The sequence below is a fragment of the Desulfobacula sp. genome (assembly GCF_014237455.1).
In the GTDB taxonomy this organism is placed as follows: Bacteria; Desulfobacterota; Desulfobacteria; order Desulfobacterales; family Desulfobacteraceae; genus Desulfobacula.
This window is the reverse complement of sequence record NZ_JABZFL010000028.1, coordinates 1-13469: the sequence shown is the minus strand read 5'-3', so window position 1 is coordinate 13469 and position 13469 is coordinate 1. Positions and strand designations below refer to the sequence as shown.

The following is a 13469-nucleotide window of genomic DNA, read 5'->3' as shown; positions in this document are numbered from 1 at the left end:
GCGACCATTAACGTGGAGCTGATTAACCCCATCGCAATGGAAAAAGAGCTCAGGTTTGCCATCAGAGAAGGTGGCCGTACTGTTGGTGCCGGTGTTATCGGTGAAATTGTAGAGTAAGTCCAAAGGAGTTTTATAGTGGACAGAGTAAACATTGCTCTTGCCTGTACAGAGTGCAAGAGAAGAAATTATACAACGACTAAGAATAAGCGGAAAACTCCAGATAAAATAGAGTTTAAGAAATATTGCAAATTTTGCAATAAGCATGTAGTGCATAAAGAAACAAAGATTAAATAGTGAAAGTTATTGCAGGTCAGTAGCTCCAATTGGCAGAGCTCCGGACTCCAAATCCGGCAGTTGTGGGTTCGACTCCCTCCTGACCTGCCACATTTTTAGTCTTGCAACCCAAATATAAAAAAATGATTCGGGTTGCTAAGATAAACCTAGGAGTTGTATGTCACGATTACAGAAAAAAAAGCCTGTAAGTGAAAAGAAAAAGCAAGGGGCTGTAGCGGAAGATAAGACAGATTCGTCTGCTGGCTCTTCAGGTTTTTCAAGTTCAAAATCGGCAATAGTAGCAAGTTCTTTAAAAGCAAAGTCAGAAAAAAGTTTGACTGATACAAAAGCTGGCGAGCCAAATTTTTTTAAAAAAGCAATGGATTTTTTCAGAGAGGTCAAGATGGAGTTAAAAAAGGTGACTTGGCCGACTCGTAAACAGACCACAGGGACAACCATTGTTGTGATAATTTTTGTTTTTGTTGTTGCGGTTTTTTTAGGGCTATTTGATTTGGGTCTTTCAAAGCTTGTTCAGGTTGTCCTGACATAAAACAAGGGAAGTAACATGTCTCTAAAATGGTATGTCGTACATGTGTATTCAGGTCATGAGCAAAAAGTAAAAGTTGCTCTGGAAGAAAAAATAGAAGCTTCCAAGCATCCTGAAAAATTTGGTGAGATTCTTATTCCGACTGAAAACATTGTTGAACTTGTTAATGGAAAGAAAAGGGAATCTTCAAGAAAGTTTTACCCCGGGTATATTCTCGTTAGAATTCATCTGGATAATGAGACATGGCATATTGTAAATTCCACTGCAAAGGTTACCGGTTTTTTGGGTGGGAAAAATAAACCGGCACCGATAAGTGACAAAGAGGCTCAGAGTATTGTTGATAAAATGAAACAGGGCGAGAATAAGCCTCAACCAAAATACTTTTTTGAGATAGGCGATGAAGTCAGAGTTATTGATGGACCGTTTTCAAGTTTTAATGGCACGGTGGAAGATGTGTCACCTGACAAGGAAAAGATTAAGGTCCTGGTAAGTATCTTTGGACGGCCAACCCCTGTGGAATTGAATTTTATACAGGTTTCTAAAATATAGTATGGTTAAATAGTTAAGTTTCAGGAGTTAAAAAAAATGGCAAAAAAAGTAATGACACAAATAAAGCTTCAGGTTGAAGCAGGAAAAGCAAATCCATCTCCGCCCATCGGGCCGGCCTTAGGTCAGCATGGTGTTAACATTATGGATTTTTGTAAAGCTTTTAATGCAAAGACTGCCAATGACGCAGGGTCTATCATTCCAGTCGTTATAACCGTATACCAGGATAGATCATTTAGCTTTATTACAAAAACGCCACCGGCATCAAGGTTGCTGCTATCTGCAGCAAAGATTGCAAAAGGGTCTGGCGAGCCTAATCGGGATAAGGTTGGAAAAGTTACCAGGGATCAGCTTGTTGCAATTGCCGAAACCAAAAAAGAAGATTTAAACGCCTCAGATATTGATGCTGCTGTAAAGATTATTGCAGGTACAGCCAGAAGCATGGGGATAGAAGTAGTTTAACTTTCAAGTAAAAGAGTGATGAAAAATGGCAAAGCGGAGTAAAAAACATACAGAAGCACTTAAAAAGGTCGATAGAACGGTTCAGTACGAGCCACTGAATGCCTTGGAACTAACAGTCTCTTCAAGCTATGTAAAATTTGATGAAACTGTTGATGTTGCCGTAAATTTAAACGTTGATCCGCGGCATGCAGATCAAATGGTTCGGGGAACGGTTGTCTTGCCCAACGGACTTGGTAAAGAAGTAAAGGTATTGGTTTTTGCAAAAGGTGAGAAAGAAAAAGAAGCACTGGATGCAGGCGCAGACTTTATTGCCGATGATGAGACCATTAAAAAAATCCAGGATGGATGGTTTGGTTTTGATAAAGCCATTGCAACTCCGGATATGATGGGTACGGTTGGAAAGCTGGGCAGAGTACTTGGACCTCGGGGTCTGATGCCAAATGCTAAAACCGGAACCGTTACTTTTGAACTTGAAAAAGCAATCAATGAAGTAAAAGCGGGGAAAATTGATTTTCGGGTTGAAAAGGCAGGAATTGTTCATGTGCCTGTTGGGAAAATATCTTTTGGCGCTGAAAAATTAACTGAAAACGTCAAAGCTTTTCTGGATAAATTGGTAGCCCTGAAACCAGCTTCCAGTAAAGGAACTTACTTAAAAACAATTACGGTATCTTCAACAATGGGTCCGGGTATAAAATTGGATCCTCTGTTGATAAAATAGATAGACAAGATAGATTTTTAAACCTGTCATAGACAGTAGGTGTACTTTTTTTAAAAGTGCATAATCGGGTTTGCCGGCCTGCCGAGATGGAAAATAATATGATTTTATTTTGGTTTAGTTGGCACCTTCGAAAAAATATAATGAATGGAAGGAGGTGTAAGAAAATTGCTGAATATTTCCCAAAAAAAAGAACTGGTTGAAAGGCTCGCCAAAGAAGTTTCAGAATCTGAGATCTCAATACTGATTGACTATAAAGGTCTAGATGTATTAAAAATGACGGATCTTCGTTCGCAGCTGAAAAATGAAGGCGTTCGGATAGAAGTTGTTAAAAACTCACTGCTGAAAAGAGCATCGGAAGACACAGATGCAGCCTTGATGAAAGATTTTTACAAAGGGCCCAATGCCATTGTTTTATCAAAGGACGACCCTGTCGCTCCGGCAAGAATTTTGGTTGGTTTTGCTAAAGACAACGAGAAACTCGAAATTAAAGCTGGGGCCTTCTCAGGAAAGCTGCTCAGTCCTGAAGAGATAAAACAACTGGCAAAAATGCCGTCCGAACAAGAGCTTCTTGGCAAACTGGTTTACACACTTAATGCGGTTCCAACCTCATTGGTTAATGTTCTTTCTGGCGTTCCTCGATCTTTTGTTAATGTTCTTAATGCAATTAAAGATCAAAAAGAAGCGGCGTAAACATTTTTATTTATAATTTAAAAAATATATATTTTATCGTTTTATTTAGGAGAAAATAATGGCTGATATCACAAAAGATGATGTTATTGATTTTATATCAAACATGAGTGTTCTTGATCTTTCCGAATTTGTGAAAGAACTTGAAGATAAATTTGGTGTAACTGCTGCAGCACCTATGGCCTTTGCAGCCGGCGCAATGCCTGCTGGCGGTGCTGCTGTTGAAGAAGAAGAACAGACTGAATTTGATGTTATCCTTGAAACATTTGGTGACAAGAAAATCAATGTTATCAAAGAAGTAAGGGCAATTACAGGCCTTGGGCTTAAAGAAGCAAAAGCGCTTGTTGAAGAAGCACCAAAGGCGGTTAAAGAGGCAATTCCAAAAGAAGAAGCCGAGAAAATTAAAGAAAAATTAGAAGGAGCCGGTGCACAGGTTTCTTTAAAATAATTTAGTTTACAAAGTTTTAGAGTGCATAAAATTTATGCGGGGACAAGGCAATAGCGCCATGTCTCCGCTTTTACGGTTGGAAAAACTCACACTGGGAGATATCATGACCGGAAGTTTTTTGACAAATAAGCGTATTAGAAAAGAGTTTGGCAGTAGAAGAAAAATCATTGATATTCCTGATTTAATAGGAATGCAAAGAGATTCTTATGAGAGTTTCCTTCAAAAAGGCGTCTTGCCTGAAGAAAGGGAAGAAAAAGGACTCCATGCTGTTTTTAAATCTGTTTTTCCCATTAAGGATTTTACAGATACATCATCGTTGGAATATGTGTCGTATTCTTTTAGTGAATCAAAACATTCCATGAAAGAATGCACTTCAAGAGGAATGACCTATGACATTCCGGTAAACATCAAAGTTCGACTCGTTGTTTACGATCACGATAAGGAAACAGACCTTTCAACGATTCGTGATATTAAGGAACAAGAAGTTTATTTTGGCACCATACCATTGATGACTCCACAGGGTACCTTTATTATTAATGGTACTGAAAGAGCAGTTGTAAGCCAGTTGCACAGATCCTCAGGGGTATTTTTTGATCATGATAAAGGGAAAAAATATTCTACAGGCAAAATTATATACAATGCCAGAATAATTCCTGTCAGGGGTTCCTGGATTGATATGGAAATTGATATCAAGGACATTGTTTATATAAGAATAGACAGGCGGCGTAAATTTCCTATATCTATCCTTTTTAAGTCCTTTGGTTATACCAGTGAAGATATTTTGGATTTCTTCTATAATAAAGAACATATTATTAAAAAAGATGGATCGTTTTTTAAAGGGTTTTCCCCGGAAAATCTGCAACGCCAGCGAGCCAGTTTTGATATTAAATCTCCTAAAACCAGTGAGATTGTCATCAAAAAGGGAAGAATTTTTACAAAACGAGCGTTAAAGCAGCTAGAAGAAGACGGTCTTGAATATATTCCCATTTTAAATAGTGAATTGATTGATAAAGCCTTTGCCCAGGATATTATTGATGAAGAGACAGGGGAAATTCTGTTTAAACCCGGAGATCTGATCACTGAAGAGAATTTTGAACTTATTGAGGAAAAAGATCTCAATGACTTTGATATTCTTTATGTTGATCCGGCAAGTTCAGATTCCATGAGGAAAACACTGGTTTCTGATAAAACCCTGAATAAAGAAGAAGCCTTAATGGATATTTACAGGCGGCTTAGACCTGGAAATCCCGCAACTATTGAAGTTGCCCAGGATTTCGTTGACCACCTTTTTTTCAGACAAGCATATTATGATTTATCTAAAGTGGGACGGCTGAAAATGAACCATCGTTTGGGTGTCAATACTAAGCTCGATGTAAAGACTTTGCGAAAAGAAGATGTTTTGTTAACGGCTGCAACATTGATTGAATTAAAAGATACTCAGGGCCAGGTCGATGATATTGACCATCTCGGGAATCGTCGTGTCAGAGCTGTAGGCGAGCTGCTTCAGAATCATTATAGAATCGGGCTTGTCAGGATGGAGAGGGCTATAAAGGAAAAAATGAGCATGCAGGAAGTGGATGCCATGATGCCCCACGATCTAATTAATCCTAAACCTGTTTCAGCGGTGGTCAGGGAATTTTTTGGTACCTCCCAGTTATCTCAATTCATGGATCAGACCAATCCGTTGTCTGAAACCACCCATAAAAGAAGATTGTCTGCACTTGGCCCCGGTGGTTTGACAAGAGAAAGAGCCGGGTTCGAAGTCAGAGACGTTCATCCATCTCATTATGGAAGAATTTGTCCCATTGAAACGCCTGAAGGTCCAAATATCGGTTTGATTGTTTCTCTGTGTACCTATGCAAGGGTGAATGATTTTGGTTTCATTGAAACACCATACAGGATTGCCAGCAAAGGAAATGCATCCAAGGAAATTGAGCATTTGACAGCCTTTGAAGAACAGGAACATCCTATTGCCCAGGCAAATGCACCTCTCGACGTTGATAATAACTTTATCAATCCTTTGGTTTCTTCACGGGTTGGTGGTGAATTTGAAATGATTGAAAACCAGGATGTAGAATTCATGGATGTTTCGCCAAACCAATTGGTATCCGTGTCCGCATCCTTAATCCCGTTCCTTGAAAATGATGATGCCAACAGGGCGTTGATGGGATCCAACATGCAACGCCAGGCAGTTCCTTTGATCAGGAGTGAAGCACCTCTTGTCGGTACCGGGATGGAAAGTGTCGTTGCACGGGATTCCGGTGTTACTATTGTAGCCGATTACGATGGTGTTATTGTTGATGTGGATTCCAAACGGATTGTTGTCCGGAATAATGATACCCAAAGAGGCAATTTTGAAAAAGCGGTATCCATATATGATTGTTCAAAATTTGTCCGTTCCAATCAGAACACCTGTTTTAATCACCGTCCCATCGTTGTAAAAGGGGAAGAGATAAAAAAGGGTCAGGTTATTGCAGACGGTCCCTCCACCGAGATGGGCGAGTTAGCCCTTGGTAAAAACGTGACGGTTGCGTTCATGCCCTGGGATGGATACAATTATGAGGACTCCATACTGGTGAGTGAGCGGCTGGTAAAAGATGGTGTTTATACGTCTGTTCATATTGAAGAATATGAAGTTCTTGCACGAGATACAAAATTGGGAAAAGAGGAAATCACCCGTGATATTCCCAATGTTGGAGAAGAGGCCTTAAAGAATCTTGACGAAAGCGGTATTATCCGTCTGGGTGCCGAAGTTATATCCGGGGATATCCTTGTGGGTAAAATTACACCAAAAGGAGAGACACAGCTTTCCCCTGAAGAAAAATTACTTCGTGCTATTTTCGGTGAAAAAGCAGGAGACGTAAAAGATACGTCTCTTTGCGTGCCACCGGGTGTAAAAGGTAAGGTTATTGATGCCAAGGTTTTTTCAAGAAGAGGCCTTACAAAAGACGATCGCACCAGGCTTATTGAAGATGATGAGATAGAAAGACTTGAAAAAGACAGGGATGATGAAATTAAAATTATCTCTGCTGTAGCGCGGGAAAAAGTTGAGTCCATCCTTACCGGCAAGAAGATCATCACAGATCTTGAAAAAACAGGAAAGGTCCTGGTCAAATCAGGTACCAAGGTAAAGCCCGGCCTTTTTGCAAATATTTCGGTTGCAGTGCTTGTCAATGTTGCCATAAAAAATGCTGTGATCACTGAAAAGGCGCAGGTCATACTTGAGAGTGCACAGGATCAAATCAAGAAAGCCAGAGAGCATTTTAACAGACAGGTATCCCGGTTTGAAAAAGGGGACGACCTTCCACCGGGTGTTTTGAAAATGATCAAAATCAGCGTTGCCATGGAAAGAGTTCTTTCCGTCGGTGATAAGATGGCAGGTCGCCATGGGAACAAAGGTGTTGTCTCAAGAATTTTAAGGGTGGAAGATTTGCCATACTTTGAAGATGGCAGATCCGTGGATATGGTACTCAACCCCTTGGGTGTTCCCTCCCGTATGAATGTCGGCCAGATATTGGAGATACATCTGGGACATGCCGCCTATGGTCTGGGGCAGCGGATTGATGAACTGCTTAACCAGATGAAATTGGACAAATTAAGGGAAAAGGTAATGGAGATTTTTTCCATAACTGAAGTCCAGAAGGCGAACAAGAGAAAAAATGTTCTCGTAAAAGAGATCAAAAAGATGTCTGACAAGGAGCTTATTGAATTTTCTTCATTTTACAGAAACGGGGTGCATATGGCGACTCCGGTTTTTGATGGTGCAAGTGAAAAAGAGATCAAAAAGCTGATTAATATGGCTGGATTTGAACCATCCGGTCAAGCCGTACTTTACGACGGCAGGACCGGTGAACCTTTCGATAAGGCGGTAACGGTTGGAACCATGTATATGCTCAAACTTCACCATCTGGTCGATGATAAACTTCATGCGCGTTCCATTGGTCCATATTCCCTGGTTACGCAGCAGCCATTGGGCGGTAAAGCCCAGTTTGGCGGCCAGAGACTGGGAGAGATGGAGGTCTGGGCAATGGAAGCATATGGTGCCGCCCATGCCTTGCAGGAATTTTTGACTGTCAAATCCGATGATATGACAGGAAGAACTCGGATGTATGAAAAAATAGTAAAAGGCCAGAATGTTCTTGAACCTGGAATGCCTGAATCTTTCAGGGTCCTTACCAAAGAACTGAATAGCCTGGGGTTGGATATGAATCTTATAGAAGGCAGCAAATAAGGAGAAGACATTGGACAATATATATGATTTCTTCGCGAAACCAAAAGATCCTAAAATTTATCAAGGTGTTCAGATAAGCCTTGCATCTTCAGACCAGATTAGAGAGTGGTCTCATGGTGAAATCAAGAAACCGGAAACAATAAATTACAGGACATTCAAGCCTGAAAGAGACGGACTTTTCTGTGCAAAAGTATTTGGTCCTACTAAGGATTATGAATGTAATTGCGGCAAATACAAACGCATGAAACATCGCGGGGTTGTCTGTGAAAAATGCGGTGTTGAAGTGATTCAATCAAAAGTGCGACGGGAGAGAATGGCTCATATTGAATTGGCTTCTCCGGTGTCTCACATCTGGTTTTTGAAAAGTCTTCCCAGTAAGATCGGCAATGTTCTTGATTTGACACTAAAGAATCTTGAAAAAGTTCTCTATTTTGATTCTTATCTTGTCATTGATCCAAAAGAGACCGGTCTTAAAAAGCTTCAGCTTTTGTCTGATGACCAGTATTATGAAGCACTTGAAGTTTTTGGTGATGAGTTTGAAGCAGGTATCGGTGCTGAAGCTGTTTTGAAGCTGTTGGAAGAGATTGATCTTCAACAGGTCCATGATGAGTTAAGAGAAGAGATTCGTCTGACCAAATCCGTAGCCAAGAAACAGAAGATGTCCAAACGGCTTAAAGTAATTGATGCATTTTTAAATTCAGGTATTGAGCCCACACGAATGATCTTGACAGCGTGCCCGATTCTTCCTCCTGATTTAAGACCGCTTGTGCCTCTTGAAGGTGGGCGGTTTGCCACATCTGATTTGAATGATTTGTATCGAAGGGTAATAAACAGAAACAACCGTTTGAAAAGGCTGGTTGATCTGAATGCACCTGATATTATTGTCAGAAATGAGAAAAGAATGCTTCAGGAAGCGGTTGATGTTCTGTTTGATAACGGCCGTCACGGCAGGGTGGTTACAGGTACCAATAAAAGACCATTGAAGTCATTGAGTGATACCCTAAAAGGAAAACAGGGGCGTTTCAGACAGAACCTTTTAGGTAAACGTGTGGATTACTCCGGTCGTACGGTTATTACCGTTGGCTCTGGGCTGCGGCTCCATCAATGTGGTATTCCCAAAAAGATGGCCTTGGAGCTGTTTAAACCCTTTATTTATAGTTATCTTGAACAAAAAGGCCTTGTTTCAACGGTTAAGAGTGCCAAGAAAATGGTTGAGCGTGAGGAAACCGAGGTCTGGGACGCACTTGAATCGGTAGTAAAAGAGTATCCGGTGATGCTCAACAGGGCACCAACCCTTCATCGTCTTGGGTTTCAGGCATTTGAACCAGTTTTGATTGAAGGCAAAGCAATCCAGCTTCATCCGTTGGTTTGTCCGGCATTTAATGCTGATTTTGATGGTGACCAGATGGCGGTTCACGTCCCGCTGTCACTTGAGTCCCAGCTTGAGGCAAGGATAATGATGCTGTCTACCAATAACATCCTGTCTCCGGCAAATGGTCAGCCGATTATTGTACCGACCCAGGATATTGTTCTGGGTATTTATTACATGACCCGGGCAGTGCGTAATCAAAAGGGTGAGGGGATCAGATTTTCAAGTATTGAAGAGGCCAGATATGCATTTGATGCCGGTGCGTTGGAACTTCATGCCAAGATCAAAGTCAGAATTGATGGTGAAATGTACGATACCACCACAGGAAGGATTCTTCTCTGGGAAACGATTCCCGGTGATACACTCCTGGCATTAAGCAGAATCAGGACCGAAACCCTGGAAGATTGCGAAGCCGCAATGGAAGAGTTAAAAGCCGGAAAGGTATTTAATAGGGTTTTAAAAAAATATTCTGATGATGAAGTTAAAAAGACCAAAGGGAAAACCGGTATTCTAACCAGAAAGGAATTTAAAAACACATTCCAGGTGTCTGAGATTGTTGTTGAACAGCTATATGGGTTGAAACAGGATCAGTTTACAGGCATCAGAAAAGTGGGCGACTATTATACCATATTCAAAGTGGATGAACGCAGAACCACGTTGCCGTTCAAACTTGTGAACAAGCTCATGAATAAGTCATCCATTGCAAAACTCATTGATTATGCATACCGTAACATTGGTTTAAAGGAGACCGTTATTCTTTCTGACAGGCTTAAAGATATCGGGTATAAATATTCTACTTTAGGCGGTCTTTCCATTTGCGTGGATGATATGATTATCCCAGAAGAAAAATGGGAGATGATTGGCAAGGCTGAAAAACAGATAGAAGATATTAAAGATCAGTACTCAGAAGGTCTGATTACACAAGGGGAAAAATATAACAAGGTGGTTGATATCTGGGCACAAAGCACGGATGATATTGCTAATGCCATGATGGAAGTCATGAAAAATCCAACAGGCGCCAAGGATGATGATAGTTCGGAAGAATTGAATGCTGTTTATGTCATGGCAGACTCGGGAGCTCGTGGAAGTAAAGATCAGATGCGTCAGCTGGCTGGAATGCGTGGGTTGATGGCTAAACCTTCCGGCGAGATCATTGAAAATCCGATTACAGCCAACTTCCGTGAAGGCCTGTCAGTCCTTCAGTATTTTATCTCAACTCATGGTGCGCGTAAAGGTTTGGCTGATACGGCTTTGAAAACGGCTAACTCTGGATATCTCACAAGACGTCTGGCCGATGTCGGCCAGGATTGTACTATTAATGAAATCGATTGTGGTACCATTAACGGTATTGAGGTGGAAGCACTATACGAGGGGGGTGAAGTTATTCAGACCCTTGGGGAAAGAATCCTTGGAAGGGTTACCCAGGAGGACATATGTGATCCCTACTCAGATGATTTTATTGTCGGGATGGATACCGAACTTTCCGAACATCATGTTGAAAAAATAGAACAAGCCGGTGTTCAAAAGATTAAAATCCGTTCTGTTCTTACTTGTAACACAAAACATGGGGTTTGTTCCAGATGTTACGGGCGGGATCTTGCTCATGGTGTAACCGTTGAAATCGGCCAGGCCATTGGTATTGTTGCAGCGCAGTCCATTGGTGAACCCGGAACTCAGTTGACTATGAGAACTTTTCATATTGGTGGTACTGCTTCAAGAAAGGTTGAAGCCGCAGAAATCAAGGCAAGGGTCGGTGGCGTATTAAAGTACAATGAAGATATTCAGACCGTAATTTCTGCCGAAAATGAGGTCATTTTAATGAATCGAAAGGGCGGTGGGATTACTATTGTAGGAGAAGAAGGACGTGAGAGAGCAAAGGAGACGGTGATTTATGGCGCTACTCTCCATATTAAGGATGGGCGGAAAATAGAACCGGGTGATGTGATTGCCACCTGGGATCCGTTTACAACACCGATTATCACAGAAGTTTCCGGTAGGGCACGTTTTGCTGACATAGAAGTGGGATCCACTGTTCAGGAACAGATTGACCCTGTAACTGGAAAAGTTTCCCGTACCATAATTGAGGGAAAAGAGGCTGAGATCAGGCCGAGAATTACGATAAAAGATAAAGACGGCAAAGGGATTAAACTCCCCAATTCAAAAATGGCTGCGAGATACTATCTGCCTGTGAATGCAATCATGACTGTTGAAGAAGACGATCAGGTCATGGCGGGTGATGTTATTGCCAAGCTGCCAAGGGCAACCACTAAAACAAAGGATATTACAGGTGGTCTCCCAAGGGTTGCAGAGCTTTTTGAAGTTAGAAAGCCCAAAGATCCCGGTGTGCTGACCGCAATTGATGGGTATATTACAGTTTTAAAAGGGACCAAAGGAAGGCAAAAAGTCACCGTTATGCCCTCAGATGTTGGTGAAAAGAAAGAATATTCCATTCCCAAGGGACTCCATGTCACAGTCTATGACGGTGATTATGTTAAAGCGGGTGATCCTCTGGTTGCAGGGAGTGCCAATCCTCAGGATATCATGAACATCAAAGGGGAAGTGGCATTGGCCAAATACCTGGTAGATGAAGTACAGGAAGTTTACAGGCTTCAGGGTGTAAGAATTAATGATAAGCACATTGAAGTGGTTATCCGTCAAATGATGAGACGGGTAAAAGTCATTAGTACGGGTGATACCAACTTCATTCCCGATGAACAGGTCGATAGAGTCCGTTTTGAAGAGATAAACCGGGAAGTGGCCGTGGCGGGTGGAGAGCCTGCAAAAGGAGAGCCCTTAATTCTTGGTATTACAAAAGCATCATTGTCTACGGATAGTTTCCTTTCTGCTGCATCATTCCAGGAAACAACAAAAGTGCTGACGCTTGCTGCCATTGAAGGTAAGTACGACAGTCTTAGAGGATTGAAAGAGAATGTTGTAATGGGCCGTGTTATCCCTGCTGGAACGGGTTTCCCTGGATATAGTGATGTTGAAGTCGGGTTTGGAGAGGTTGCACAAGTTTAATTTAAAAATAAAAAAACTTGACATTTTTAGTAAGCGAAAGTAGAATTAAATATTTTGTCGTGTATGACAATGGTTTAAATTTGATAAGGAGCGTAAAGGAAAGTTATGCCGACCATTAATCAGTTGGTTAGAAAAGGTAGAAAAAAAGCAGAAAAAAAGGTGAGCACACCTGCTTTGAAAGGCGGACCTCAGAAACGTGGTGTTTGCACCAGAGTGTACACGTCAACCCCAAAGAAACCTAACTCTGCTTTAAGAAAAGTGGCCAGGGTTCGTTTGACTACCGGAATGGAAATTGCTGCATATATACCCGGTATGGGCCATAACCTTCAGGAGCACTCTGTTGTTCTGGTTAGGGGCGGTAGAGTAAAAGACCTTCCGGGCGTTCGTTATCATATCATCAGGGGCGCTCTTGATACCTTAGGTGTTGATGACAGAAGACAGGGTCGATCAAAATATGGGGCAAAAAGGCCTAAATAAATGTTAACAGATTTTAATTTAAGTTATGGTGGATATGAATAATGGCAGTAAAAGAGTTTAATCTTGATAATGGAACAAAAGATGCCACGCCGGAAGAAAAGATTGCCGCAAAATTTGTTAACTGCGTCATGAAACAAGGGAAAAAGAACGCAGCTCGCAAAGCGGTGACAAGTGCTTTGTTGATTGCACAAGAAAAAATTAATGAGCCCGGCCTGGATGTACTTAAAAAAGCAATTGATAATATCAGGCCCGCGGTTGAGGTTAAATCCAGAAGAATCGGTGGCTCGACATATCAGGTGCCGACTGATATCAAACCCAGCAGACAGACAGCTCTGGCTTTTCGCTGGTTGATTAACTTCAGTCGTAATCGTTCTGAAAAGGGATTTGCAAATAAACTTGCTGCAGAACTGCTTGATGCTTGCAACGGACGTGGCGGAGCAATGAAGAAAAAGGAAGATACACACAAAATGGCAGAGGCTAACAAGGCATTTGCACATTTCAGGTGGTAATTAATATTTTGAATATCCTGATAACCTTCCACAGGAAGGAATAAACCAAGAGGAGTAAAGAGGATGGCCAAGGAGAAATTTGAGCGGACAAAGCCGCATGTGAACATAGGAACAATCGGTCATATTGACCATGGTAAGACTACGCTTACAGCAGCAATCACCAAGCATGCCGGGATGAAGG

At 41.5% G+C, this 13469-nt stretch carries 13 protein-coding genes and 1 tRNA gene; all 14 read left to right on the top strand.

Translation table 11 applies throughout. The features are described 5' to 3' along the window. A partial coding sequence (locus HGJ91_RS04025) for a hypothetical protein (protein WP_291346414.1) occupies positions 1-117 on the top strand: 117 nt, incomplete at its 5' end. 18 nt (positions 118-135) lie between these two features. Further along, complete coding sequence (rpmG, locus tag HGJ91_RS04020; protein ID WP_291346411.1) at positions 136-294, top strand: 50S ribosomal protein L33; 159 nt, start codon at positions 136-138, stop codon at positions 292-294. A 13-nt stretch (positions 295-307) separates the two neighbouring features. After that, positions 308-384: transfer RNA gene (locus tag HGJ91_RS04015), tRNA-Trp, on the top strand. 67 nt (positions 385-451) lie between these two features. After that, positions 452-823: a preprotein translocase subunit SecE gene (gene secE, locus HGJ91_RS04010; RefSeq protein ID WP_291346410.1), complete on the top strand. Its 372-nt coding sequence runs from the start codon at positions 452-454 to the stop codon at positions 821-823. A 15-nt stretch (positions 824-838) separates the two neighbouring features. Continuing rightward, entirely contained in the window at positions 839-1369 is a 531-nt protein-coding gene (gene nusG / locus HGJ91_RS04005; protein WP_291346409.1) for a transcription termination/antitermination protein NusG, read from the top strand. A 36-nt stretch (positions 1370-1405) separates the two neighbouring features. Next, positions 1406-1828 (top strand): 50S ribosomal protein L11, encoded by a 423-nt coding sequence (gene rplK, locus HGJ91_RS04000; RefSeq protein WP_291346408.1) that lies wholly within the window; start codon positions 1406-1408, stop codon positions 1826-1828. Between the two features lie 25 nt (positions 1829-1853). Beyond that, positions 1854-2546 (top strand): 50S ribosomal protein L1, encoded by a 693-nt coding sequence (gene rplA, locus HGJ91_RS03995; protein WP_291346407.1) that lies wholly within the window; start codon positions 1854-1856, stop codon positions 2544-2546. A 165-nt stretch (positions 2547-2711) separates the two neighbouring features. Next, on the top strand, positions 2712-3236 hold the full coding sequence (rplJ, locus tag HGJ91_RS03990; RefSeq protein WP_291346406.1) for a 50S ribosomal protein L10: 525 nt from the start codon (positions 2712-2714) through the stop codon (positions 3234-3236). Between the two features lie 58 nt (positions 3237-3294). Next, positions 3295-3681 (top strand): 50S ribosomal protein L7/L12, encoded by a 387-nt coding sequence (gene rplL, locus HGJ91_RS03985; RefSeq protein WP_291346405.1) that lies wholly within the window; start codon positions 3295-3297, stop codon positions 3679-3681. 103 nt (positions 3682-3784) lie between these two features. After that, positions 3785-7912, top strand: a complete 4128-nt coding sequence (gene rpoB / locus HGJ91_RS03980) for a DNA-directed RNA polymerase subunit beta (RefSeq protein WP_291346413.1) — start codon at positions 3785-3787, stop codon at positions 7910-7912. A gap of 10 nt (positions 7913-7922) precedes the next feature. Beyond that, positions 7923-12302 carry a DNA-directed RNA polymerase subunit beta' gene (gene rpoC, locus HGJ91_RS03975; protein WP_291346404.1) on the top strand — a complete coding sequence of 1460 codons (4380 nt, stop codon included), beginning with the start codon at positions 7923-7925 and terminating at the stop codon, positions 12300-12302. Positions 12303-12407: 105 nt separating this feature from the next. Continuing rightward, positions 12408-12779, top strand: a complete 372-nt coding sequence (rpsL, locus tag HGJ91_RS03970; protein ID WP_291346403.1) for a 30S ribosomal protein S12 — start codon at positions 12408-12410, stop codon at positions 12777-12779. Between the two features lie 41 nt (positions 12780-12820). Continuing rightward, positions 12821-13288: a 30S ribosomal protein S7 gene (rpsG, locus tag HGJ91_RS03965; protein ID WP_291346402.1), complete on the top strand. Its 468-nt coding sequence runs from the start codon at positions 12821-12823 to the stop codon at positions 13286-13288. 63 nt (positions 13289-13351) lie between these two features. After that, positions 13352-13469: GTP-binding protein (locus HGJ91_RS03960; protein WP_291346412.1), on the top strand; the 118-nt coding region annotated here is incomplete at its 3' end.

Coding starts and splice junctions, on each gene's coding strand:
- secE (WP_291346410.1), top strand. CDS start 452: ATGTCACGATTACAGAAAAAAAAGCCTGTAAGTGAAAAGAAAAAGCAA.
- nusG (WP_291346409.1), top strand. CDS start 839: ATGTCTCTAAAATGGTATGTCGTACATGTGTATTCAGGTCATGAGCAA.
- rplK (WP_291346408.1), top strand. CDS start 1,406: ATGGCAAAAAAAGTAATGACACAAATAAAGCTTCAGGTTGAAGCAGGA.
- rplA (WP_291346407.1), top strand. CDS start 1,854: ATGGCAAAGCGGAGTAAAAAACATACAGAAGCACTTAAAAAGGTCGAT.
- rplL (WP_291346405.1), top strand. CDS start 3,295: ATGGCTGATATCACAAAAGATGATGTTATTGATTTTATATCAAACATG.
- rpoB (WP_291346413.1), top strand. CDS start 3,785: ATGACCGGAAGTTTTTTGACAAATAAGCGTATTAGAAAAGAGTTTGGC.
- rpsL (WP_291346403.1), top strand. CDS start 12,408: ATGCCGACCATTAATCAGTTGGTTAGAAAAGGTAGAAAAAAAGCAGAA.
- rpsG (WP_291346402.1), top strand. CDS start 12,821: ATGGCAGTAAAAGAGTTTAATCTTGATAATGGAACAAAAGATGCCACG.